The organism is Synechococcus sp. LTW-G, assembly GCF_054459035.1.
This window is the reverse complement of record NZ_JBTKYW010000010.1, coordinates 14,333-36,931: the sequence shown is the minus strand read 5'-3', so window position 1 is coordinate 36,931 and position 22,599 is coordinate 14,333. Positions and strand designations below refer to the sequence as shown.

General features: G+C 64.9%; 26 protein-coding genes and 3 tRNA genes. 13 read left to right on the top strand and 16 right to left on the bottom strand.

From position 1 onward, the window contains the following. Nucleotides 1-51: 51 nt before the first annotated feature. The 7 genes from ACXIQ9_RS11980 to ACXIQ9_RS11950 all read right to left on the bottom strand — a co-directional run bounded on the left by ACXIQ9_RS11980 (nt 52) and on the right by ACXIQ9_RS11950 (nt 5,393). Nucleotides 52-1,401: an aldehyde dehydrogenase family protein gene (locus ACXIQ9_RS11980; protein ID WP_459016771.1), complete on the bottom strand. Its 1,350-nt coding sequence runs from the start codon at nt 1,399-1,401 to the stop codon at nt 52-54. 84 nt (nt 1,402-1,485) lie between these two features. Then, nucleotides 1,486-1,737: a hypothetical protein gene (locus tag ACXIQ9_RS11975; RefSeq protein ID WP_459016770.1), complete on the bottom strand. Its 252-nt coding sequence runs from the start codon at nt 1,735-1,737 to the stop codon at nt 1,486-1,488. Between the two features lie 30 nt (nt 1,738-1,767). Continuing rightward, nucleotides 1,768-2,307: a hypothetical protein gene (locus ACXIQ9_RS11970; RefSeq protein WP_296416676.1), complete on the bottom strand. Its 540-nt coding sequence runs from the start codon at nt 2,305-2,307 to the stop codon at nt 1,768-1,770. A 49-nt stretch (nt 2,308-2,356) separates the two neighbouring features. Beyond that, entirely contained in the window at nt 2,357-4,423 is a 2,067-nt protein-coding gene (locus ACXIQ9_RS11965) for a sensor histidine kinase (protein ID WP_459016769.1), read from the bottom strand. Next, nucleotides 4,424-4,981, bottom strand: coding sequence for a response regulator transcription factor (locus ACXIQ9_RS11960; protein WP_459016768.1), 558 nt, complete (start codon nt 4,979-4,981; stop codon nt 4,424-4,426). A gap of 248 nt (nt 4,982-5,229) precedes the next feature. Further along, nucleotides 5,230-5,301, bottom strand: a tRNA-Thr gene (locus ACXIQ9_RS11955). 10 nt (nt 5,302-5,311) lie between these two features. Beyond that, nucleotides 5,312-5,393 (bottom strand) — tRNA-Tyr (locus tag ACXIQ9_RS11950). A gap of 92 nt (nt 5,394-5,485) precedes the next feature. Here ACXIQ9_RS11950 and aroQ point away from each other — a divergent pair. Both aroQ and ACXIQ9_RS11940 read left to right on the top strand, forming a co-directional pair. After that, complete coding sequence (gene aroQ, locus ACXIQ9_RS11945; RefSeq protein ID WP_296421534.1) at nt 5,486-5,926, top strand: type II 3-dehydroquinate dehydratase; 441 nt, start codon at nt 5,486-5,488, stop codon at nt 5,924-5,926. Then, on the top strand, nt 5,923-6,555 hold the full coding sequence (locus ACXIQ9_RS11940; RefSeq protein ID WP_459016767.1) for a MiaE family protein: 633 nt from the start codon (nt 5,923-5,925) through the stop codon (nt 6,553-6,555). Before aroQ ends, ACXIQ9_RS11940 begins: the two co-directional genes overlap by 4 nt. Here the strand turns inward: ACXIQ9_RS11940 and ACXIQ9_RS11935 are convergent. Further along, complete coding sequence (locus ACXIQ9_RS11935; RefSeq protein WP_459016766.1) at nt 6,552-7,091, bottom strand: 1,2-dihydroxy-3-keto-5-methylthiopentene dioxygenase; 540 nt, start codon at nt 7,089-7,091, stop codon at nt 6,552-6,554. The two genes, ACXIQ9_RS11940 and ACXIQ9_RS11935, sit on opposite strands and share 4 nt — an antisense overlap. A 55-nt stretch (nt 7,092-7,146) precedes the next feature. On the opposite strand from ACXIQ9_RS11935, the gene ACXIQ9_RS11930 reads away from it, so the two are divergent. Next, a complete protein-coding gene (locus tag ACXIQ9_RS11930) occupies nt 7,147-7,941 on the top strand; it encodes a precorrin-2 C(20)-methyltransferase (RefSeq protein ID WP_296416545.1) in 795 nt (264 codons plus the stop codon). A gap of 13 nt (nt 7,942-7,954) precedes the next feature. Beyond that, nucleotides 7,955-8,596, top strand: coding sequence for a DUF4079 domain-containing protein (locus tag ACXIQ9_RS11925; RefSeq protein WP_424163744.1), 642 nt, complete (start codon nt 7,955-7,957; stop codon nt 8,594-8,596). Here the strand turns inward: ACXIQ9_RS11925 and dusB are convergent. Continuing rightward, entirely contained in the window at nt 8,593-9,600 is a 1,008-nt protein-coding gene (dusB, locus tag ACXIQ9_RS11920) for a tRNA dihydrouridine synthase DusB (protein WP_459016777.1), read from the bottom strand. The genes ACXIQ9_RS11925 and dusB overlap by 4 nt on opposite strands. A 28-nt stretch (nt 9,601-9,628) precedes the next feature. On the opposite strand from dusB, the gene ACXIQ9_RS11915 reads away from it, so the two are divergent. Continuing rightward, the gene (locus ACXIQ9_RS11915; protein WP_296416546.1) at nt 9,629-10,084 is read left to right on the top strand and encodes a DUF1823 family protein; all 456 of its coding nucleotides are present in this window, start codon (nt 9,629-9,631) and stop codon (nt 10,082-10,084) included. Between the two features lie 115 nt (nt 10,085-10,199). Here ACXIQ9_RS11915 and ACXIQ9_RS11910 read toward each other — a convergent pair whose 3' ends face one another. Next, on the bottom strand, nt 10,200-10,583 hold the full coding sequence (locus ACXIQ9_RS11910) for a L,D-transpeptidase (RefSeq protein ID WP_010315122.1): 384 nt from the start codon (nt 10,581-10,583) through the stop codon (nt 10,200-10,202). Nucleotides 10,584-10,723: 140 nt separating this feature from the next. Here ACXIQ9_RS11910 and der point away from each other — a divergent pair, with 140 nt between their 5' ends. The 6 genes from der (at nt 10,724) to proC (ending at nt 15,445) form a co-directional block, all read left to right on the top strand. Further along, nucleotides 10,724-12,088 (top strand): ribosome biogenesis GTPase Der, encoded by a 1,365-nt coding sequence (gene der, locus ACXIQ9_RS11905; protein ID WP_010315124.1) that lies wholly within the window; start codon nt 10,724-10,726, stop codon nt 12,086-12,088. Nucleotides 12,089-12,112: 24 nt separating this feature from the next. After that, the gene (locus ACXIQ9_RS11900) at nt 12,113-13,021 is read left to right on the top strand and encodes a CbiQ family ECF transporter T component (RefSeq protein WP_459016765.1); all 909 of its coding nucleotides are present in this window, start codon (nt 12,113-12,115) and stop codon (nt 13,019-13,021) included. A 24-nt stretch (nt 13,022-13,045) separates the two neighbouring features. Further along, the gene (locus ACXIQ9_RS11895) at nt 13,046-13,312 is read left to right on the top strand and encodes a PipX family protein (protein WP_010315131.1); all 267 of its coding nucleotides are present in this window, start codon (nt 13,046-13,048) and stop codon (nt 13,310-13,312) included. A gap of 18 nt (nt 13,313-13,330) precedes the next feature. Continuing rightward, on the top strand, nt 13,331-13,978 hold the full coding sequence (locus tag ACXIQ9_RS11890; RefSeq protein ID WP_459016764.1) for a YggS family pyridoxal phosphate-dependent enzyme: 648 nt from the start codon (nt 13,331-13,333) through the stop codon (nt 13,976-13,978). Nucleotides 13,979-14,072: 94 nt separating this feature from the next. After that, a complete protein-coding gene (locus ACXIQ9_RS11885; protein WP_029626127.1) occupies nt 14,073-14,633 on the top strand; it encodes a cell division protein SepF in 561 nt (186 codons plus the stop codon). Then, the gene (gene proC, locus ACXIQ9_RS11880; RefSeq protein WP_459016763.1) at nt 14,630-15,445 is read left to right on the top strand and encodes a pyrroline-5-carboxylate reductase; all 816 of its coding nucleotides are present in this window, start codon (nt 14,630-14,632) and stop codon (nt 15,443-15,445) included. The genes ACXIQ9_RS11885 and proC overlap by 4 nt, the downstream gene beginning before the upstream one ends. Here proC and plsY read toward each other — a convergent pair. From plsY to ACXIQ9_RS11855, 5 genes are read right to left on the bottom strand one after another with little or no spacing between them, the layout of a single operon-like run. Beyond that, nucleotides 15,442-16,095, bottom strand: a complete 654-nt coding sequence (gene plsY, locus ACXIQ9_RS11875) for a glycerol-3-phosphate 1-O-acyltransferase PlsY (protein ID WP_459016762.1) — start codon at nt 16,093-16,095, stop codon at nt 15,442-15,444. The genes proC and plsY overlap by 4 nt on opposite strands. Beyond that, entirely contained in the window at nt 16,092-16,991 is a 900-nt protein-coding gene (locus tag ACXIQ9_RS11870) for a DUF3086 domain-containing protein (protein WP_459016761.1), read from the bottom strand. Before ACXIQ9_RS11870 ends, plsY begins: the two co-directional genes overlap by 4 nt. Beyond that, entirely contained in the window at nt 16,988-17,389 is a 402-nt protein-coding gene (locus ACXIQ9_RS11865; protein ID WP_071777941.1) for a DUF3119 family protein, read from the bottom strand. The genes ACXIQ9_RS11870 and ACXIQ9_RS11865 overlap by 4 nt, the downstream gene beginning before the upstream one ends. Further along, complete coding sequence (locus ACXIQ9_RS11860) at nt 17,386-18,159, bottom strand: MlaE family ABC transporter permease (RefSeq protein ID WP_296416550.1); 774 nt, start codon at nt 18,157-18,159, stop codon at nt 17,386-17,388. Before ACXIQ9_RS11860 ends, ACXIQ9_RS11865 begins: the two co-directional genes overlap by 4 nt. A 12-nt stretch (nt 18,160-18,171) precedes the next feature. Continuing rightward, nucleotides 18,172-19,500, bottom strand: coding sequence for an MFS transporter (locus ACXIQ9_RS11855; protein WP_459016776.1), 1,329 nt, complete (start codon nt 19,498-19,500; stop codon nt 18,172-18,174). Between the two features lie 159 nt (nt 19,501-19,659). Here ACXIQ9_RS11855 and ACXIQ9_RS11850 point away from each other — a divergent pair. After that, nucleotides 19,660-19,730: transfer RNA gene (locus tag ACXIQ9_RS11850), tRNA-Gly, on the top strand. Between the two features lie 5 nt (nt 19,731-19,735). Here ACXIQ9_RS11850 and ACXIQ9_RS11845 read toward each other — a convergent pair. Then, complete coding sequence (locus ACXIQ9_RS11845; RefSeq protein ID WP_459016760.1) at nt 19,736-21,790, bottom strand: glycogen debranching protein; 2,055 nt, start codon at nt 21,788-21,790, stop codon at nt 19,736-19,738. Between the two features lie 56 nt (nt 21,791-21,846). Here ACXIQ9_RS11845 and ACXIQ9_RS11840 point away from each other — a divergent pair, with 56 nt between their 5' ends. Further along, on the top strand, nt 21,847-22,581 hold the full coding sequence (locus ACXIQ9_RS11840; protein ID WP_459016759.1) for an MBL fold metallo-hydrolase: 735 nt from the start codon (nt 21,847-21,849) through the stop codon (nt 22,579-22,581). Nucleotides 22,582-22,599: the final 18 nt, after the last annotated feature.

The window sequence follows — 22,599 nt, the reverse complement described above, 5'->3', positions numbered from 1 at the left end:
GGGGCCTGGAGGCGGGCGCCAGTCCCCCTCCCATAAGGCATGGAAATGGCTTCAGCCCAGGAGTCGTCGCATCAGGGGGAGTCGTCCGGCGTAGGGGGGATAACGGAAGGGCAGATCCAGGGCAAAGGGCCGGCGCAGAACGCTGCGCTGGTGGGAAAAGGTGTCGAAGCCAGCCTTGCCGTGATAGGCCCCCATGCCGCTGGCACCGACGCCGCCGAAGGGGAGTTCGGGAACCCCGACCTGCATCACCACATCGTTGAAGCAGACACCACCGGAGCTGGTCTTGTTGAGCACCGTCTCTTGGTTCCGCTGGGAGCTGCTGAATAAATAGAGAGCGAGGGGTTTGGGGCGTTGGTTGATCCACTCGATTGCTTGCTCCAATCCATCCACCTCGAGGATTGGCAGCAGGGGACCGAAGAGCTCCTCCTGCATCAGCGGATCCTCGCGATCGTTCACCTGGATCACGGTCGGGGCGATCCGGCGGCGTTCCGGATCACAGGCCCCCCCCAGCAGCACCTGGCCCCGCTCGCGGGCCCGCTCAAGCAGGGCGCTAAGCCGCGCGTACTGCGCGTCATTGACGATCGAGGCCAGGTCGCTGGAGTCCAGAGGTTCCTCGCCAAAGCAAGCCGTGAGGCGCTCGCCCAGGGCCTGGATAAGTGAGGCTCGGGCGCTGCTCTCCACCAGGAGGTAGTCCGGGGCGATGCAGGTTTGCCCGGCGTTCAGGCACTTGCCCCAGACCAACCGGCGGCTGGTGACCTCGAGGTCTGCATCCCTGAGGACCACCGCCGGGCTCTTGCCCCCAAGCTCCAGGGTGATGGGGGTGAGGTGCTGGGCTGCAGCGGCCATGACCAGCTTCCCGATGCGCTCTCCGCCAGTGAAAAAGATGTGATCAAACCGCTCAGCGAGTAGGGCCTGGGCGGTGCTCCCATCCCCTTGGACCACCTGGACGATCTCGGGCGGGAAGGCCTCCCTGATCAGGCTGCTGATCAGCTGAGCCGTTGCCGGTGCGTGCTCCGACGGTTTGAGGATGGCGGTGTTCCCGGCCGCTAGGGCACTGACGAGGGGCTGAATCGCCAGGTGGAACGGGTAATTCCAGGGGCCGATGATCAGGACGCAGCCCAGGGGTTCAGCGATCACTTCCGCGCGACCTGGCCGCTGGCTCAGGGGAACGCTGACCTTTTTGGGGGCGATCCAGCGCCGTAGCTGCCGGCGGCAGAGGCTGATCTCTTGGCGAACGGCGACGACCTCGAAGTAGGCCTCGACATCAGGCTTCCCCAGGTCCTTGGCCAGGGCCTCCAGGACGGCGTCGCTGTGGGCGCTGAGGGCGGCATCGAGTCGATCCAGTTGCTCGAGGCGCCACTGCAGCGGGCGGGTGGTTCCACCCACAACCAGCTGACGCATCGCAGCGATGGGGGTAGTCAGCTGGAGCACAGATGGACGGGCAGGGCTTGAGACACCCTATGGACAGCGGCGGAAATCCCGTGGTTAGGGCTTGGGTGACTTCGCCATGAAGCCCTTGCTGGGGAGTTCGGAGTCCGCCTCGGGGCTCACGGACGGAGGGGTGGGCGAGAGCTTGGATTCAATCCAGCGGGAGAGGACATAGATGCCGATGAACATCGGCACATAGATCACGCCCGCGCTGCGTTGATCCAATTCCAGTTGGCTGACCGCCGCAACGCCCGCGCTGCTCAGCCCGAAATAGATCAAGACCCGGCGCAGTGCGATCGACTTCAGCATCCCTAAAGCTCCCCGGTCCTGTTCAGCATTTCATGGGCTCTGGAGATCCAACACCTGCTGAATGGCAGGGGTTTGGATGAGGTCCTGACGAAGCAGTGCGTAGATCCGTTCTCCGGCCACCGGCCGGCTGATCAGCGCGCTTGAGGCTGGCAGAAGAGGGGGCTCACTGAGCAGAACAAGATCCAGGAGTCGCCCCTCCAGCAGTGCGGCCAAGCGCTCGGGCTGCCGGCTGCCCGTCAGGGGCAGCGCTGGGGGAAGCCGCAGGCCGAGGTCACCCAGCAGCAATGGCTCATCGAGGCTGTGGAGCCAGCGCAGTTGGCTCGGCATCAGAGCCAGACGCATCTGCTGTGAGGCCAACCGCAGGCTCGCCAGCAAGGGCTGATTGGCTTGGGCTTGATAGAGGCCGTTGCTCCGTTTTTGGAAGTCCAGATTCAGGACTTGGCTGACATGGCGGTAGATCCGAGAGACCGAGCTCTGGTCGCGCTGGATTCGCTGGGCCACGGCGGTCGTGCTGCTGGTGATCTCCAGCAGATCCAGCACCGGGATCCCTTCCAGCAGTAGGTCCGCCAAGGCCTTGACCCCGAGGTATGCACACCGTGCATGACCCCTATAGGTCTGATCAATCCCCAGAATTGGGTAGGGCAGGGAAGCGCAGCCGCAGCAAGGCGCCTCCTTGGGGGCTGGTGGCAACGTCCAGCTGGCCGCTGTGGTTCTCCATGGTGGTTTGCACCACAAACAGCCCCAGGCCACTGCCGCTGGCTTTGCTGGTTTGCAGGGGGAGTTGATCGAGCAGGCTTTGCGGCAGGCCAGGTCCGTTGTCGGCGACCTCCAGGCACCACTGATCCCCCTGGGCCTCGATGCTGATGCCGATCCAGGGGTTGGCGGTCTGGGCGTCGATCAGGGCTTCGGCGGCGTTGCGCAGCAGGTTGACGATCGCGATTTGGATCTGCACCGCATCGCCTTCAATCCAGGCGGGGGCGTCCTCGCGTTCCAGGGTTGTGCTGTCGATGGCCACGTGGGCCGTGCTGCCCCCCGAGCGGGCATAGAGCAGGGCGCTCTGGCTGATCTCCCGCAGGTTTAGGCGCTGATGCTCCGTTTGGACGTTCCTCAGCAGGGCACGCATTTTCTCGATCGTGAGCACGACGCGATCGGCTTCGTGGCGAATGCCCTCCACCTGTTGCTTCCAGCCGCTGGGGAGCGCGCTGAGGTCGACGTTCTCCGTTTGCTTGATCAGCAGCTGGCTGTTAAGCAGCAAGACGCTGAGCGGTTGATTGATTTCGTGGGCCACGGCCGCAGCCTGCAAACTGCTGCGCAACTTGTCTTTCAGCAGCGCCAGGGTTTGGGCATCGCGGTAGCGCTCTTTCTCTCGCGCTTCCGCCAGGCTGGCTTCCCGTTCCCTCAGCTCGCTGGTGAGGCGGTTGTAGCCATCCACCAGTTGCCGTAGAGCTCCATCCAGGGAGACCAGTTCTTCTCCGGACTGATCTGTCACGCCGCTGTGGAACTGCAAACTCTCCGGCTGCAGCTGTGATGTGGCTTGTCTGAGCTTCTGGCTGAGTTGCTCGGAGGTGCTCTCGAGCTGGCGTAAGGGATAGAGCAGGCTTCGGATCTGTCTGTTGGTCAGGGCTGCAGCTCCGGCCAGGGCTCCGGCTGAGGCCAGCAAGGCGATTAGGGCGTTCCGGTCAGCAGCGGCCGTGCCGGGCTCCACCGTGAGGCTGGTCAGCAGGATCCAATTCAGTCCTTCATCGGTGCCCCAGGGCGTGGCCACCAGGGAATAGGGATGGCCATTGATTTGGGCGCGCTCGGGTTTGCCGTTGGCTCCCCCCTTGAGCCGTTGATGGAGGGCTTGCGCCATGGGGTCGCTCAGCGCGGCCAATCGGGAGCGCTCCAGTTGGCCCTTACTGCGGCTGAGGGTTTGGCTGGGTCTTGAGCTCGCCACCAGGGTGCCGTCGGGCTCCACGATCAAGGCCAAACCATCGCGGCCCTTCCAGACCTGCTCGAGCCAGGTGCTCAGTTGGGAGAGAACCATGTCGACCCCCACCACCCCAAGCAGGTTGCGGTTGGCTCCAAAGAGGGGCGCGTTGTAGGAGATCGAGAAAATCTCGGGCTGGTCTTCCCAGGCGTAAATCGAACTCCAGAGGGGTTTGCCTGCTTTGGCCGTGTCGGTGTACCAGGCTTCCTCGTGGGTTTCGGTCATGCCTGGAATGCGCTCCAGCAGCTCCCCCCGTTGTCCCTGCTTCATCGCATAGACAGCCATCGAGCCCCGGCCGCTGCGATTGGTGTCTTCGTTGAGCAGCAGCTCTCCGTCATCGCCGCGCTCCATGCCGATGAAACGGCCGTCGGCTCCGCCGTAGTTGATGTAATCCACGGGGAAGGCACGCATCTGGTTCCAGAAGCGCTCGGCCATCGCCGCATACTCCGAAACACGTCCTGGGTTTTGCTCCAGCCAGGCGAGGTTGAGGGTGTTGATCCAGCGGGGGTAGCTGAGCTTGCGGGAGAGACGCGTCGAGAGTTCCACCACCGAGGCGTTTTGGCGGTAGGTCTCGCTGATCTCCAGGCCGCTGCGTCGGCCGATGGCGAAACTCAGCACGCTGAGGCTGCCTCCGACGAGCACGAGCTGAAGCGCGCTCAGCAGGGCCAGCCGATTGGCCAGTTTTCTGGGGGTGCTCAGCAAGCGACGTGGAGCCATCTAGGTGTCTTGGGCAATGGTGAGGGGGGCGAGCCGCGAGGCTTGGTGCACCAGTTCGGCGCCAGAGAGTCCCAATTTCTGGGCGATGGCTTTGCGGTGGGTTTCTACCGTGGTGATCGATAGGGCGGTCTCTTTCGAGATCTCCTTATTGCTGAGGCCTCGGCCAATGAGGGCATAGATCTCCTGTTGGCGCGGTGTCAGCGTTGCGATGGGTTGCGGCACCAGTTGCTCGAGAACCTGATGCAGTTGCTGGAAGGCGGCTGTCTTGTCCACAACGCCGCAGATTTGGCTCAGGAGCTCAGGCGGACAGACAAAGCTGGAGGCCTGGCCGGAGAGCACCACAACCTTGGACTCTGGCGACCGCCGATGCAGGGCCCGGGCAACGTCCAATCCCTCGCCATCAGGCAGGGCCAGATCGAGCACCAGCAGGTCGGGTGCATCCAGCTCGCAGAGCTCCTTGGCTTCTTGGCAGCTGGTCGCTGAGCCGATCACTTCAATGCCGGCCATGGCTTCCAGTAGCGAGCGCAGCAGCTGAAGAAACATCAGCTGGTCTTCCACGATCAAGCAACGCAGTGATTGTGGGGGTGTTCCGCTCAAGAAGGCCGACGGATTCGTGGTTGAAAATTACCAACCAGCACGTTCAAGCCGCTCGCCAATCTTGTGGTTCTTCATCAAGGTATCGGCTGAAATGTGTATCACTGGCGCCCCTGATGTGGTCCGCGTGCGGGTCATTGCAATAAAAAACCGGCTTGAGAGCCGGTGGGGTGACAAGTCTGGTGCCGCTTGACTTGTCGGTGATTTTTGGAAGCCCTTGACGAGACTTGAACTCGTGACCTCTCCCTTACCAAGGGAGTGCTCTACCGCTGAGCTACAAGGGCATGTGGAAGGTGGGCCGGGTTGGATTTGAACCAACGTAGGCAGAGCCAGCGGATTTACAGTCCGCCCCCATTAACCACTCGGGCACCGACCCGAACCACACCCCAAGAACTTACCAGCCGGTGGGGCCCCACTAGGCACTCTCCCTACGATCGCCGCAGTGGACCTTGACCCTGGCCGGCACCGATGCATCTGCTGTTGCTGAACGGCCCCAACCTCAATCTGTTGGGACAGCGTGAGCCGGGGCTCTACGGCGCCGACACCCTCGATGCCATAGAGCAGCGGCTGGGCGCAGAAGCGGAGGCGCTGGGCGTCCAGCTCAGTTGCTTTCAGAGCAACCACGAGGGAGCCCTCGTCGATCGGATCCATCAGGCCCGCGGCCAGGTGGACGGGATTTTGATCAACGCCGGAGCGCTCACCCATACCTCGATAGCCCTGCGGGATGCCCTGCTGGGGGTAGCCATTCCCTATGTGGAGCTGCACCTGAGCAACGTGCATGCCCGCGAGGCCTTTCGGCATCACTCCTATCTGGCCGACAAGGCGCTGGGGGTGATCAGCGGCTTTGGGCCGGCCAGCTATTCCCTGGCGCTCCAGGGCTTGGTGGCCAAGTTGCGGACGCAGCCATGACCGTGCTCTTGGAGAGCCAGGCGGCGCGGGTGAAGTGGCTGGCGGCCCCCAGCTCGGAGGATTGGCTCGAGCAGGCCGTGGCCCGCGCTGATCTGGTGCTGATTGACCACGCCCACTGCGAACGCAAGGCGGCGGGGGTCGCCCTGCAGTTGATGTTCCGCTATCCCTCCGATGAGTCCTTGGGCGCGCAGCTCAGCGCCCTGGCCCGCGAAGAACTGGAGCACTTTGAACAGGTTCTGGCCCTGCTCCAGCGCCGGGGCATTCCCTTGAAGCAGCTGCCGGCGCCGGCCTACGGCTCCAGCCTGATGGCCCAGGTCCGCAAGGCGGAACCCCAGCGGATGCTGGACACCTTTTTAGTGGCGGGCTTAATCGAGGCCCGCAGCCATGAGCGCATGGCCCTCTTGGCGGCCCATAGCCCGGATGCCGAGTTGCAAGTCCTCTATGGCGAGCTCCTGGCCAGTGAAGCCCGCCACTTCGGGCTCTATTGGGTGCTGTGTGAGCAGCGCTTTGGCCGGGAGGTCACGGTGGAGCGCCTGCAGGAGTTGGCGGCCTTTGAAGCCCAGGCCCTCAGCGGCAGCTTGGAGCGTCCGGAGTTGGTTCGGATGCACTCGGTGGGCATCCAGGCTTAGTTCAGACGGGGGAAGCGGTCGGCGATGGGGTCGCCGCTGAACTGCGCCACCCAGCCCTCGGGGTTGTCAAAGAAGCGAATGGCGCAGAAGCAGGGCTCTGGCCCCATGTCAAACCAGTGTTTCGTGCCGGCTGGCACGCTGATCCAGTCATCGGCTTCGCAGAGCACCTGCAGCACCTCCTCGCCGATGTGCAGGCAGAAGAGCCCTCGCCCTTCAACAAAAAAACGCACCTCGTCTTCGGCGTGGGTGTGTTCTGCGAGGAACTTCTGGCGCAGGGCGGCGCGCTCGGGATGGTCCGGGGTCATCCGAATCGCATCGACTGTCGGGTAGCTGCCCCGGGCTTGGACCGCTTGGATCTCCCGGGCATAGGCCTTGAGCACGTCCTCGGGACCCGCACCCGCCGGGAGCGCCTCACGGGCCGGCCAGCGCTCGAAGCCGATGCCCCGCTCAGCCAGTTCAGCGGCAATGACCGCCGGATCGTTTGTCGTCAGCTTGGCTTGTTGCTCGGCCTCGCCGAAGACCTGCAGGTCGCTCATCGCCCAGCCCGCTGAATCCCATCACCCTAGAAAGGGGCCGGTTGAGCCCCCTTCGATGTCCTCCAGCGCGATCCTGCGCGTCTTGGCAGACGCTGCCACGGCGGCCAAGCCTGGGGTCACCCTGGTGGGTGTGGGTCCGGGTGATCCCCAGTTACTAACAGTGGCGGCGATCCAGGCCATCGCCTCGGCGGCCGTGGTGGCCTATCCCGTGGCAAGACCCGACGCCGAGGGCATGGCGGCCCAGATCGCGGCGCCCTGGATCTCGGCAGCGCAACGGCGGCTGCCCTTGCTGTTCCCGATGGTGGCGGAGGCGGAGCCGCGCCAACAGGCCTGGCGAGAGGCCGCCGATGCCCTGGCTCTGGCCGTGGAGCAGGGCCAGGCGGTGGTGTTGCTGTGTGAGGGGGATGCCTCGCTCTATGCCAGCTGCTCCTATGCCCTGCTGGCCTTGGCCGATCGCCATCCAGGGGTGCCTGTGGCTGTGATTCCTGGGATTACCGCGGCCGCGGCGGCGGCGGCGGCGGCTTCGGCCCAAGGCTTCCCTTGGCCCTTGGCTCTGCAGCAGGAGGGTCTGATGATTCGCCCCACGCCTGAGGATCCAGAGGCCCTGGAGGCTCTCTTGGATTGGGCGCGCCATCAAGAGGTGGTGTTGGCCCTGCTCAAATTGGGCCGCCGCTGGCGCTGGGTGCAACCGCTCCTTGAGCGTCGCGGTCTGCTCGGCGGCAGCCTGTTTGCCCAGCGGGTGGGCTGGCCCGATCAGCTCTTGGCCCCGGCCGATTCGATCCCGGCGGACGAGCAGCCCTACTTTTCACTGTTGCTGATCCGTCAGGGTTGGCCCAAGGTTCTGCCCTAGAGGAGCTGTTGCCATGAGCGCCATTGACTGGTTTGCCCTGCTCCATCCGGTGCTGGTGATCCTGTTCGTCTATCCCCTGATGGGGGCGACGGTTCGTCTGGGCCTGCTGGTGCGCGAGAAGCGCCTGGGCATCACCAAGCAGCCCGAACCGGTGCCGCAGGAGCACGCCGACCATGGCCTTTGGCTGACGGTTGGGGTGGTCGTGGCGGTGCTGATTGCCATCGTTTATTCGTTCACCAAGGCCTATCTGGAGGCCGGTGCGGACTTCAGCGGCGGCGCCGGCCGCTACGGGCTCCTGCTGCTGGTGTCGGCCGGGACCCTGGTGGCCCTGGCGGCTCTGCTGCGGGTGCACCGGGCGATCTGGCGGGCGAGTTTTGCGCTGCTCTGCTGGGCCGGAGTCCTGGGCCTGGGCAGTCAGGCCGAGATTTGGCGCCTCTCCGACAATCCATTCGGGGCGGGGTTCTGGAGCTCCCACTACTGGGCGGGCGTTCTGCTGAGCGGTCTGATGCTGTTCACGCTCTCGGCGCGGCCGGAGATCAAGCGCAACCCTCGGCTGCGGCAGCTGCACATCAGCGCCAATGTGCTGATCCTCCTGTTGTTTGCCGTGCAGGGGGTCAGCGGCACCCGGGACCTGCTGCAGATCGGCGCTTACTAGCTGCCGAGGGCCGCGGCGGTTTGATCCAGCAGTGCGATGGCTTCGGCCGGCGTTGGCGCCCGCATCAGGGCGTGCCGCAGTTGCGGGGCGCCCGTGAAGCCATTGCAGGTCCAGCCCATGTGTTTGCGGGCGATCAGGAGTCCGTGGTCGCCCTTGGCGGCCACCAGGGCCTGGAGTTGTTCCTTGGCGAGCAGCACCCGCTCAAGCGCTGAGGGGGCCTCTGGGATCGGCCGGCCGCTGAGGGCCGCATCGATTTGGCCGACGAGCCAGGGGGCCCCCATGCTTCCCCGCCCCACCATCACCCCATCGGCGCCGGTTTGCTCCAGGCAGCGCAGGGCATCGGCGGCGGAGTTGATGTCGCCGTTGGCAATCACAGGGATCGCCAGGGCGCGTTTGACAGCGGCAATGGCCTGCCAATCGGCGCTTCCTTTGAAGCCCTGTTCCCGGGTGCGGCCATGGAGGGTGAGCAGCTGGGCCCCAGCGCTCTCCAGTTGACGGCACCAGGCCACCGGGTCGAGGTCACTGCCGCACCAGCCCAGTCGGGTCTTCACGGTGACTGGGATCGAGACGGCCGCAGAGACCGTCTCCACGATGCGGCTGGCCAGATCGGGTTCTCGGATCAGGCCGCTGCCGCCCCCTTTTTTGGCGATCTTTTTGACCGGGCAGCCCATGTTGATGTCGATCAGGAAGGCCCCGGCGGCCTCCGCCCTGCGGGCCGCATCGGCCATCGACTGGGGCCGGTGATCAAACAGCTGAACGCCGATGGGCCCCTGCTCGAGGGCTAGCTCCTCGACCTTTTGCAGGCCATGGCCCAGCTCCAGGCTGGTGGCGTTGACCATCTCTGTGAACAGCAGGGCATCGGGCGCCCAGCGCCGCACCAGCCCGCGGAAGATGCGATCGCTCACACCCGCCAAGGGCGACTGCAGGGCGCGGCAGCGCAGCAGGCGCGGTGTGCCCTGGCCGGACAGCTGAATCGCTTCGGTGGTGGTGGCGGGCGTGATCATGGTGATCCGATTCTCGGACTCCAGGTCGATGCCCATTCCCTACCCCCTCAGCAGGGCGCTGCTGGAAGCGGTGCTGGAGGACCGCACCAACGATCGTTTTGTGTGTGAGTTGATCTGGCCGCGCTTGGGATACGAGCAGAACGGCGAGGGGGTTTGGAGCGCCGGCCCGGCGACGGAGGCCAGTTGGCGGGAGTCCTTTCCAATCGAGCCCCAGTTCATTGCCGAGCGTCCAGCCAGCGTGGCCCTGACCCGGTCGGTTCCCAAGCCCTACAAGCAGCTGCTCAAGGAGCAGCTGGGCTTTGGCGGCTACCGGATTGGCGGCCTCTATCCACGCCGCACCCGCCGGGCCACCGCGGTGAACTGGCTGCTGGCCCACCTGGCGGAGCGGGGCGAACCCCTGCCCGCTAGCGGTCCGATGCCTCCTTTGTTGGAGCAACCCGCTGATCCGGTCCAGGGCCATCCAGGTGACCTGCCGATTGGCTGATCCCCGGGCTCGCGGGGGCTTGATGGGCAGGGAGGGCCAGGACCCACAGGCCCACGATCAACAGCTCCAGGCTCAGGAGCTGCAGGATCTGGCTTGAAGGCCCTCCCCGCATGGCTCAGGCCTGGATGCTGACGGGTGTTCCCTTGGGTGTGTTCTCAAACAGCCAGCGGGCATGGGGGCTGGGGATCCGAATGCAGCCGTGGCTGCGGGGCACACCAAAGGCCTCATTGGCCTGCTCCTGCCAGGGGGCTCCGTGCATGCAGATCATTCCGTTCTGGGTGATGCACATCGCCCAGGGCACGTTGGGCGCGACATAGCCCCGGCCGCGCATGGTCACGCTCCGGTACTTGTCGTAGACCTGGCCAACGCCCATCGGTGTGGGAGTGGAGCCTTTGCCAGTGCTCACCAGCACCGTGCGAACGAGCTCTTGTTGTTGGTTGTAGACGTAGAGCTTCTGGTCGGAGAGATCGACCACGATCGAGGCAATCAGTTCCACCATCGCGGGAGACCGCCGTCGGGCGGGGGACAGAACACCCCTCCTCTAGCGAGACTCGCCTGGTCTCGTTTTGAGACTGGCGGAAAGATTTTCGCTTCTGCCGGCCTGTAGGGTCGGATTACGGCAGTTGTTGCGATAACTCTTTGGCGTTGCCCGTCGTTGCCATTATTGGCCGCCCCAACGTGGGCAAATCCACCCTTGTGAACCGCCTCTGCCGTAGTCGCGAGGCCATCGTTCACGACGAACCCGGTGTGACCCGCGATCGCACCTATCAGCAGGGCTATTGGCGGGATCGCCATTTCAAGGTGGTCGACACCGGTGGTTTGGTCTTCGACGACGACAGCGAATTCCTGCCGGAAATTCGTGAGCAAGCGAACCTCGCCCTCTCCGAGGCCTCAGTTGCGGTGGTGATCGCCGATGGACAGCAGGGGTTGACGGCTGCAGATGAGTCCATCGCCGAGTGGCTGCGGGGGCACAACGTTCCGGTGCTTCTGGCGGTCAACAAATGTGAGTCCCCTGAGGCGGGCCTCGCCATGGCCGCCGAGTTCTGGAGCCTGGGACTCGGTGAGCCCTTCCCGATCTCCGCCATTCACGGCGCTGGGACCGGCGATCTGCTCGATCGGATGGTGGACCATCTGCCGGCCGCCGAGGAGTTGGAGGGGGAGGAGCCCATCCAGATGGCCATCGTGGGCCGTCCCAATGTCGGCAAGTCCAGCCTGCTGAATGCGGTTTGCGGCGAGAAGCGGGCCATTGTTAGTCCGATTCGCGGCACCACCCGCGACACGATCGACACCTCGATCGAGCGGGAAGGGAAGCCCTGGAAACTGCTGGATACCGCCGGTATTCGCCGCCGCCGTTCGGTGAACTACGGGCCGGAGTATTTCGGCATCAACCGCAGCTTCAAGGCGATCGAGCGCTCCGATGTCTGTGTGCTGGTGATCGATGCCCTCGATGGCGTCACCGAGCAGGATCAACGCCTCGCTGGCCGCATTGAAGAAGAGGGGCGCGCCTGTGTGGTGGTGGTCAACAAGTGGGACGCCATCGAAAAAGACAGCCACACCATGCCGGCCATGGAAAAAGAGCTGCGGGCCAAGCTCTATTTCCTGGACTGGGCTCCGATGCTCTTCACCTCGGCGCTGACCGGTCAGCGGGTGGAAAGCATCTTTGCGATCGCCGCCGTTGCTGTGGAGCAGCATCGCCGCCGCGTCAGCACCTCGGTCGTCAATGAGGTGCTCCGAGAAGCGGTCAGTTGGCGCTCTCCGCCCACCAGCCGCGGCGGACGTCAGGGCCGGATTTACTACGGCACCCAGGTGGCCGTTCGCCCCCCAAGCTTCACCCTGTTCGTGAACGACCCGAAGTTGTTTGGGGACACCTACCGTCGCTACGTCGAACGGCAAATCCGTGAGGGTCTGGGCTTTGAGGGGTCGCCGCTCAAGTTGTTCTGGCGCGGTAAGCAGCAGCGCGATGCGGAGCGGGATCTGGCGCGGCAGCAGGCCAGGGGACGCTGACGGCCTGAGCCGGCTTCACCCCTGATGGATTGGTTGCGGCAGATCCCCATCGGCCAGTACGTCGATGGAACCAGCAGCTGGCTGCGGCTTCTCGATGCCCGCCTGAAGCTGGCCTGGACGGTGGCGTTTCTTCTGACGCCGATCCTGGCTGGACCGTGGTGGAGGCTGGCCCTGGTGGGTCTGTTGCTGCTGTTCACCGCCTGCAGTGGGCTGCCCTGGCGCCTCTGGCGCCGCACCCTTCCCTTGCTTCTGGTCCTCTCGGTGTTGGTGGGTGCCCTGGCGACGACCCTGCCGACGGGATCCCTGGCGCCTGCCTCCTTGAATCGTCCTCCCCAGGAATTGGAGCTGGGCTCCGATCAGCAGGGCTTGCGTTGGGAGTTGCTGCGGTTGGGTCCCGTGCAGCTGGGCCCCCTGCCGCTCGGTCCGTTGGTGGTGACCCGCCGCTCGGCGGAGTTGGGGATCAACAGCGCCACGCTCCTGTTCACGGTGATTCACAGCGCCAACCTGCTGCTGCTGACCACCCCACCGGAGGAGTTGGTCTGGGGCCTGAGTTGGTGCATCGCCCCCCTGGGTCGCCTGGGGGTTCCCGTGGAGCGGCTGGGCTTCACCTTGCTGTTGGCTCTGCGTTTTCTGCCGCTGGTTCAAGAGGAGTTCCAGAACCTCCTGCGCTCCCTTGCTACCCGTTCGGTCAACCTGCGGCGCTTGGGCTTTCAGGCGTCAGTCGGCCTGGTCCTGGCCTTGGGTGAGCGGTTGCTGGCCAACGTTTTGTTGAGGGCGGAGCAGGGGGCGGAGGCCCTGTTGGCCCGGGGCGGTCAGTGGATAGCCCCCTCACAACTCCTGCGCTCCAGGCTTCGTGCCCCCGTGCTTCAGGCCTTCGGCTGGATGGGCTTGCTTGCCGTTCTGGTGCTGCGCTGGCGCTTCGGTGCGCTTTGATAGAAGGTTGGCCGACCTTGGCGTGTGAGCAACGAGCGCTATCTCAATCACCCCACCTTTGGCTTGCTCTATCGCGTCGCCGAGACGGGCGATGGCCGGGAGGTCTACGCCACCCTCTACGCCCAGAGGATGTTTTTTCTGGTCACGGTGCAGGGCCGCAGCGTCGAATTTGAGGTCATCCCCTTGATGGATGCCCGCCATCTGGCCGAGCAAAATCTCAATCGCGCCCGCCGAGAAGGTCCCGAGGTGCATGCCAGTTGGCGACAATTGTTCGATAAGACCTTCATTTAATTGTTGGGCCTCTAACTGGTGGGCACTTCCTCTGCTGCAGATCGTCTTGCAGCCCTGTCTGCACAGTTGCCCGCCCACACCCGTTTGCTGGCGGTGAGCAAGGGTCACCCCGCCAGCAGCATTCGCGCGTTGGCGCAAGCCGGGCAACGCAGCTTTGGTGAAAGCCGCCTGCAGGAGGCCACGGCGAAGCAGCAGGAACTGACCGATTGCGTTGACCTGGATTGGCACTTCATCGGCCGTCTGCAGGCCAACAAGGTGCGGCCGGTCCTGAAGCAATTCAGCGTGATTCACTCCGTGGACTCCTTGAGCCTGGCCGAGCGGATCTCGCGGATTGCAGGAGAGGAAGGGCTGCGGCCCTCCATTTTTCTGCAGGTCAAGCTGCGCCCCGATCCCAACAAAGGGGGCCTCTCCGTTGAGGAATTGGAGCGGGAATGGCCGCGGCTTCAGCAGCTGCCGCACCTGCAGATTGTCGGTCTGATGACCATGGCTCCCCTGGAGGTGGAGGGGGCAGAGCGGGAGGCGTTATTTGCGGAGTGTTCGGCTCTTGCCCAGCGCCTGGGTCTGGCCGAATTGTCGATGGGAATGAGCGGTGATTGGCCTGAGGCGGCCGCCGCTGGGAGCACCTGGGTCCGGGTGGGTTCAGCCCTCTTTGGCCCGAAGCTTTGAAACCGGCATGAAAGCCAACAATGATCCGCTGAAACCCTTGTCACCGCTCGCGTGGGACGCTATCTAGGTTGAAAGCCAAATCCGAGGTTTCACGGTGTCGTTGTTCTCCCGCCTGCGTGCAGTTGTTTCCGGAGACGATTACCTCGACGGTTATGAGGACGACGATCTCGATTACGACCAGGGCGACATGCCTGAAACCAGTGGTTCGACCCCCTCTGGTGCACTCGCGCTGACCAGCGATTTCGATGCCGTTGATCCCTTCGCTGGGAGCAATGTGATTGGCATGCCCGGCATCTCCACCTCGGCGGCTGAGGTCACCTTGATGGAGCCCCGCAGCTTCGACGAGATGCCTCGCGCGATCCAGGCCCTGCGTGAGCGCAAGACCGTGATCCTGAACCTCACGATGATGGAGCCCGATCAGGCTCAGCGCGCCGTTGACTTCGTCGCCGGCGGCACCTTCGCCATCGACGGCCACCAGGAGCGCGTCGGCGAGAGCATCTTCCTGTTTGCACCGAGCTGTGTCACCGTCACCAGCGCCGGTAGTGAAGAGGCCTCTGCCCCCACCGTGGCTCACCGCGAGAGCGTTGATGAGCCCCAGCAGGACATCGCCCCCACCCCCGCCTGGGGCCGTGAGTACGGCGCGAACGTCGGTTGAGCCTCACCTCCCCCTCGACCTTCGGGGTGATTGGCCTGGGCCGCATGGCCCAGGCTTTGTTATTTCCGTGGCTGGAGAGCTGCCTGGTGCAGCGTGCTTCGGTACGCGCCGTCGTCGCCTCCCAGGCCTCGGCCCAGCGTCTGCAGACTGAACACGCGGGCCTTTCGGTGAGCGTCGATGGCCGCGAAGCCTGGGCGGCTCCGGTTGTGATGCTGGCGGTGAAGCCTCAGCAGCTGGAGGCCGTGGCAGCCGCGGCTCCAGCCCCCGCTCCCGGTGCATCGCCGCTGCTGATTTCCGTGTTGGCGGGGGTGAAGCTCGAGCGTTTGCAGCGCCTCTTCCCCGGCTGGCGTGTGGTGCGCTCGGTGCCCAACACCCCCTGCCTGGTGCGGGCTGGCCTGACGGCCTTGGCCTGGGGCGAGGGTCTTGAGGCCGAGCAGAAGGATTGGCTGCTGGAGTTGTTTGCCCAGGTGGGTGAGGTGCTGGAGCTGCCTGAAACGCAGCTCGATGCTTTCCTCGCGCTGACCTCATCGGGACCCGCCTTTGTGGCCTTGGTGGCTGAAGCCATGGCGGATGGGGCGGTGGCCTCCGGCCTGCCGCGGGCGCAAGCGCTGCACCTGGCCCATCGCACCTTGGCGGGGACCGCCGCGCTGTTGCATCAGCAGCAGTTGCATCCCGCCCAGCTCAAGGACATGGTGACCAGCCCGGGCGGCACCACCATTGCCGGGGTCCGCGCCCTCGAGAGCTCAGGTCTGAGGTCCGCCTTGATCGAGGCCGTTGTGGCGGCCGCAGAGCGCAGCCGCGCACTCGGTTAGGCCTCTTTTTTCTTGTCACCCAGGCGGGGCTCGGTGCCCGCAGCGATCCGGCTCAGGTTGCTGCGGTGCCTCCAGATCACTAGCACGGCGGCGACGATCGAGAGGCTCAGGTAGGCCGGACGGATCGCCTCTCCAAGGGAGGCGAAGCGCGCCAGCATCAGCAGAGGCAGGCTCAGGGCGGCGAGCACGCTCGAGAGGGAGACGATGCGGCTGACGCTGATCACCGTCAGGAAGACCCCGAAGGTGGCCAGGCCGACGGGCCAGGTCAGGCCGAGCAGCATCCCCAATCCAGTCGCAACGGCCTTACCCCCACGCCAGCCCAGCCAGATGGGCCAGATGTGGCCGGCCAACGCCGCTAAACCGGAGGCGACCACCCACCAATCACTCAGGGCGTTGGTGCCATCGGGCTGGAGTAGGGCTTTGGCCAGGAGCACCGCGGCGGTGCCCTTCAGCACATCGATCAGGAACACCACCAAAGCGGGGCCCTTGCCGATTTGGCGCAGGACGTTGGTTGCGCCGGTGGAGCCGGATCCCAGGGTGCGGATGTCGATTCCCTTGAGCCAACGCCCCGCCAGGTAGCCACTGGGGAACGAGCCCAAGAGGTAGGCCAGAGCCAGGGTTAGCAGAGGCGCGATCACGAAGTCGGTCACAGCAGGTCATCCTCCAGGGCGAGCTCGGTGGGGCTGCCTGCAAAGGCGAGCCAGACCGGGAATTGCAAGATCGGCACCTCGACGGCCGGCTCGGCCGCGTCCACCACGATGAAGGGGAGTTCGCCGCGCTCCTCCAGGCGGTCGGCCCGTTCGATCAGGGCATCGGCGCGCTCGAAGAGAACAATGCCGCTGCTGGGCCCAAAGTCTTCGCGGTTCAGGCCCAGGCAATCCTGCAGGCCACGTCGCCATTCCCCGAGGCGCTCGGGCATCCCCGCCAGCACCAAGGTCTGGAAGCGCTCGCCGTAGAGCTCGCCCAGGATCGAGATGGCGGCGGCGGTGGTCAGGGCATTGCGGTTGCGGCTGCCGCAGCTGGGTTGGGCTCCGCGGCCCCCTTGGGCCAGGAACCAGTCCTCCAACAGGGCCGCGCCGCCGGGCTCCAGGCTCCGGCGCAGTTTCCAGGGATCAGCGTAGAAGTCGGCTTGTCCCTGGAAGGCCTGCAGTCGATCGCGAATCAGCGCTTCGTCATTGCTGAACAGCCCCGCCGGTGCCGGAGCAGGGATCTCAGCCGCCGCTGTGGCTTGGGCTTCGGCTGCGGCTGCTTGATCCAAGGGAGAGGGCTGGACCACCAGGGGCTGGACCACCAGCTCCATCTGTTCGGCGGAGACCGCCAGTTCCTGGAGGGCTCCCACCAGATAGTCCTGGAACCCCTTCACCCGCCGGGCGATGGAGTCGGATTGGCCGGCAAAGCTGCTTTGGATCTCCTGTTGCAGTTGATCCCGGCGGCTGCTCAGCTCGCTGATCTCCTGCTGCAGGGCATTGCGCTGCTGCCGCAGTTCGCTGGTGGCTAGAGCCGTCCAGTCGTCCGGTTGTGTTGGGTTGGTGGCGTCGTCGCTCATGGCTGGGCGCTCACGTGGTGGTTGAGCTGCTCGCGCAGGCTGTTGGCATCAAACAACACGGGCAGGAAGTGAATGCTCTGCTGTTCACGGAAATAGAACAGCACAGGGAATGGCCCCCAGAACACCGTCCAATTGAGCCATTCGCTGTAGGGGAAGCGGCGCAGGACGCTCTCGCCCCGCCAGACGATCAGGGCCTCAGCGCAGAACTGCAGGCGCAGGATCTGGCTCTGGACCAGCAGGAACAGGCCAAAGACGCTGACCAGCGCGGCGGCCCAAACGTTGAGCAGCAGGCAGGCCAAGCCCAGCAGCAGGACCCCCAGGGGCACCCAGATCCGCGGGGCCAGGATCGTGCCCTGATCAGGGTTCGGACCGGATCCAGTCACGGTTGCAGGACTCATGAACCGAAGAGCAATTGGGTCAGGACCAGATCCATCAAGGACACGGTCACCAGGATCATCACCACGGCGCCAGTGGTGCTGGTGCCGACTTCCTTGGGGCCGCCCCGGGTCGTGAGGCCCCAGCCGCAGGCGATCACGGCAATCTGAAGGCCGAAGACACCGGCCTTCAGCAGCATCGCTGGCAGGTCCGAGGGCTGCATCCAGCCGCGCACGGAGGTCCAAAAGACATCCGGCGGGATGTTGTAGAGGATGGCGCTGCTGACTTGACCCGACCAGATCGCCACCCCGAAGAAGGCGAGGCATTGGACAGGGGTCATGACAACCATGGCCAGCAGACGCGGGACGACGAGGTACTGGACCGGGTCGGTGCGCAGCATCGTGATCGCGTCGATCTGTTCGGTGACCTTCATGGTCCCCAGTTGGGCGGCATAGGCCGTGGCCACCTTTCCGGTCACCAGGGTGGCGGTGAGGATCGGTGCGATTTCACGGGCCAGTCCCAGGGCCAGGATCCCGCCCACGGTTGATCCCGCGCCCTGCTTGACCAGCTCCGAGGCGGCCTGGATGTTGAACACCGTGCCTGCCGCCAGGCCGGTGATCAGGATGATCAGGAAGCTGCCGGGGCCCGCCTCCATCAATTCGGCGATGAGGTCATTCGGGTTGATCTGGCCCTTGGCCAGGGCCGAGACGGCTTGACCGCCAATCAGCAGGCTTTCCCCCAAGCGGGTCAGCCAGCGGGGGCGAAGCCAGGCGGGAAGGCGGCGGGCAGGCATGCGATGGGGTGGCTAGCTGGCTTGAAGATGCAGGCCCCTCTCGGGCCAGCGGCGCGTCACCACTAGCCCAAGAACCACCAACACTGCGGGAATGATGCCCATGCACAGCCGGATCGCCACTAGGGCGCTGGCTGGTTGGGCGGTGTTGGCGAGGGCTTCGTCGTAACCGCTGGCGCTGAGGACCATGCCCAATAGGGCAATGACGACGCTGATGCAGACCTTTTGGGCCAGGACCATCCAGGCGCTGTACTGCCCGGCGGGCTTCTCCGGGTCCGCGTCGATGGCATCGGGCAGCAGCGACCAGGGAATGAGATAGGCCGTCGAGGCGCCGATGCCGGCCAAAACGATGGTGACCACCAGCAGGACCAGCTTCAGCAGGTTGCCGGTGGCCAGCAGGGGCAGGCTGCTGTTCAGGGGCTGGAGCACCATCACCAGAAGGCAGCCGATGATCCAGAGCAGCCCCCCCTGGCGCAGGGCCTGAAGGCGTCCGGCCCGATGGGAGACGTTGTTCCAGAGCCAGAGCCCCCCAAGGGAGCTGAGCAGGAAGGGCAACAGGATCAATTTGCTTAGCCCCTCGGGCACCTGGAGCACGACCGGAAGGAAGAAGAGTGAGACGGCCTGCATTAGCTGCAGGGAGCACCAGAGCAGCAGATAGAGGGCCAGCACCATTAAGAAGCGGCCGTTCTGGGCCACCCGCCGCAGCAACTTGCGGGTGGTTCCGGGGGCGGGTTCAGGCCGTTGGCAATTGCGGGCGGCCGGCAGCAGGCCCCAACCGCAGAGCAGGCCCGAGAGGCTGATGATCACGCCCGAGACCAGGCCAACCGGGAGATAGGTGGAGGGATCGCGAAGATCGCTCACCAGCACCCCCGCCAGCAGGGCTGCGGTGATCGTGGCCAGGATCGAGCCGGTGAAGCGGGAGGTGTTCAGCCGGGTCCGCAGTCCGACGTCGGTGGTGAGTTCGGCCGCAAGGGCTGTGTAGGGGAGATTGACGCAGGTGTAGAGGCTGTTGGCGACCACGGAGACCACCAAAAAGACCCAGAACTTGGTCCAGATGTTGTCCCAGGGGGGCAGCCACCACATCAGTGCCATGGAGGCACCCAGGGGAACGGCGCTCCAGAGGATCCAGGGGAGACGTGGGCCGAGTTTGGTGTTGATGGTCTTGTCGCTGAGCCAGCCGACGATCGGGTCATTGACGGCATCCCAAAGCCGTCCGAGCCCATAGGCCAGGCCTGCGAGCCAGGGGGGAAGCCCCGCGGCGACGTAGAAGCGCAGTAAATAGAAGCCAATCAGGGAGGCGCCCATGCCCGTGCCGACGTCCCCGAGGCCATAGGCCCAGAGCAAGCGTTGACGTGGTCTGCCCCGCAGATCAACGGCATCGCTAGGGGCTTGAGGCGTGGCGGCCAAGGACGCTGTCCCGAACGCAGGTCATAATGCTCTAGTCAGCGCGAAACCCGATCCGCTGACGTTCAGCACCGAACGCCCTAGTGCGTTTGTACTGCTGCGGGCTTAGTTTAGTGGTAAAACCTCAGCCTTCCAAGCTGATGATGCGGGTTCGATTCCCGCAGCCCGCTTCCCCCTAGAAGCAGCTCTGCTCCACGAGCAGCACCAGGCTGCGGCTCTTCATGGCCTGGGTTGGACCGTTCCAGGCTTGGGGGTCGGCGGGTGCAGCATCGGCCTCAGCGGTGTTGATCACCTGGCGCCAGCCGTGATTCACCTTGGGCACCTCGAAACTCAGGTCCTCGCAGTAGGCGTTCATCCCGCACCAGATCAAGGGGCCCCGTTGGCGGTCGTTGAGACTCCAGGCCAGGGTGTGGGACCAGCTGGCCCAATCCGGCTGTCCGAGTTTGGGGCCGTGCCATTGGCGAATGAGGTGTCCTGGCTGATCGAAGCGGGGGGACTTGGCCTCGGCATGGGGCACCTCGGGATTGAACAAATCAGCCCACTGGTGGCGGATCTGAATCAGCCGTTGCAGGAACCGTTTGAGTTCGAGGTCCTCCGCATCCGGTGCCCAATGCATCCAGCCGAGGATGTTGTTCTGGCACCAGGTGTTGTTGTTGCCGCCCTGGCTGCGGCGCACCTCGTCCCCCATCAGCAACATGGGAACCCCGGGGGCGAGCAGCAGGCTCGCCAGCAGGTTGCGCAGTTGCCGATTCCTTAGGGATTGGATGGCGGGGTCGCTGCAGGGCCCCTCGGCGCCGTGATTCCAATTGTTGTTGTGGTTATCCCCGTCGCGGTTGTCCTCCCCATTGGCCAGGTTGTGCTTACCGCCGTAGCTGACCAGGTCGTTCAGGGTGTAGCCGTCATGGGCGGTTAAGAAGGTGATGCTGCGCCCCAGGACGGCTGGTTGGCCGCCGAAGAGATCGGGACTGCTGCTCAGGCGTTGGCCCATGGCCCAGCAGCTCTTGTCATCTCCCTTCCAGAAGCGACGCACGTCATCGCGGAAACGGCCGTTCCAGCTGCCAATGCGCTTGGCAGGGAAATCGGCCAGGCGATAGAGGCCGCCACAGTCCCAGGGCTCACTGACCAACTTCAGATCGGAGAGCTCGGGGTCGGCTTCGATCTCTTCAAACAGTGGTGGTTTGTCGAGGGGGGCCAGTTCTTCCCCGCGGCTGAGGGCGATGCCGAGGTCGAAGCGGAAGCCGTCGACCCCCAGCTCTAGGGCCCAGCAGCGCATCGATTCAAGAATCAGGCGCCGCACCAAGGGCCGGTTGGCCGCAATGGAGTTGCCGCAGCCGCTGACGTCGAGGTAATCGCCTTTGGCGTTCTGGTGGTAGTAGAGGCGGTCGTCAATTCCTCGCCAGCTGAGGGTTGGGCCGGCCTGGTTGCCCTCGCAGGTGTGGTTGTAGACCACATCCACCAGCACCTCGAGGCCGGCCTGGTGGCAGGCGCTCACCAGTTGCCTCACCTGATGGCGAATCTGTAGGGGATCGTCTCCCTGCTGGTAGCCGTGATGGGGGGCCAGCCAGCTGAGGGGGCTGTAGCCCCAGTAGTTCATGCGTCCCTCGGGTGCATCGTGGGGGTCGAACGCCATCACCGGCAGCAGTTCGACCGTGGTGATGCCGAGGTCCTTGAGATATGGAATGAGTTCGATTAACCCCAGGTAGGTCCCCTGGGCGTCCGGGGTGACCGGGCTGCCCTGGCCGCGGCTGAAGCCCCCCACGTGCAGCTCGTAAATCAGTGTGCGCTGCCAGCTGTGGCGCGGTCTAGGCGCCGCTTGGAAATCAAAGCGATCCCGCTCGGTGACGACCCCTTTGAGGCACTTCGCCGTATTCGGCATCCCGCCGAGGGCATCGATTCGGCTGTAGACATCCCACCCTGTGATTGCACGGGCACAGGGATCAAGGAGCAACTTGGACGGGTTGTAGCCGTGGTTTCCCGGTTGCAGGGGGCCAAAGACTCGGTAGGCGTAGCAGCAGCCGATGCCGACGCCCTCGACCTCCACGTGCCAGAGGTCGCCGGAGCGGTGGCTGCTGTTCAGCTCAATCGTTTGCTCGGGTTCACTGGCGTTGCCATCGCGAAACAGCAGCAGCTCAATCCGGCTGGCACTGGGAGCGGCCAGGGAAAAGTTCACCCCCCTGGGCGTCGCTTGCGCCCCAAGGGGCCAGGGCTGTCCGAGGTGGATCGAAGCCAACGGATCCTGGGGGCTGCCACCACAAGCTAAAGGTGGTGGAGCGGTTGTGGCCCGTCATGAGTGAGGAGAGCCCCCAGCAGGCTGCATCCGGTTCGGTGTTTGCAGAGCCCTTGCCGGAAGGGCGCCCGCCGCGTCAGGTGCTCGAGAACCTTTGGCTATTTGCCCCCAACCGCGACACGCTGGGGGGCTCGGCCTGGTGGCTGGAGACTCCGGAGTGGGAGGGATGCGCGGGTCTTCTGATCGACTGTCCAGGACTGAATCAAGCCAACCTGGCTTTTCTGCGGGAGCGCGGCCCGGGTCGACTGGTCTTGACCAGCCGTGATGGCCATGGCCGCACCCGACGCTTTCAAGAGGAGCTGCAGTGGCCGGTCTCCCTGCAGGAGCAGGAGGCCTACCTCTTGCCGACCGTTGATGGACTCGAGCCCTTCTCGATCGAGCAGTCCCTTGCCCCGGGATACAGCCTGCGCTGGACCCCTGGCCCGACACCGGGCAGTGCCGTGCTGCTTGCTGATCGGGCATTCAATGGCGCGCCGCTGCTGTTCTGCGGGCGGCTTATGAGTCCAGTCGCGTCGGGTGAGGCCCGTCCCCTGCGCACGCGCCGTTCATTCCATTGGAGCCGTTGGTTGCGCAGCCTGGAGGCCTTGGGGGACTGGTTGCCCCGCTCCACGCCGGTTGCTCTAGCGAGTGGGGCTGGCTTGGGGGCCCTGCGGGGCGAGGCCTTGATCGCTGATGTTCAACAGCAGTTGCAGGCCCTGGACTGGGCTGCTTTAGAGGGCCAGGAGCCCGTCTAGGGATCGGCTCGTAGGGGC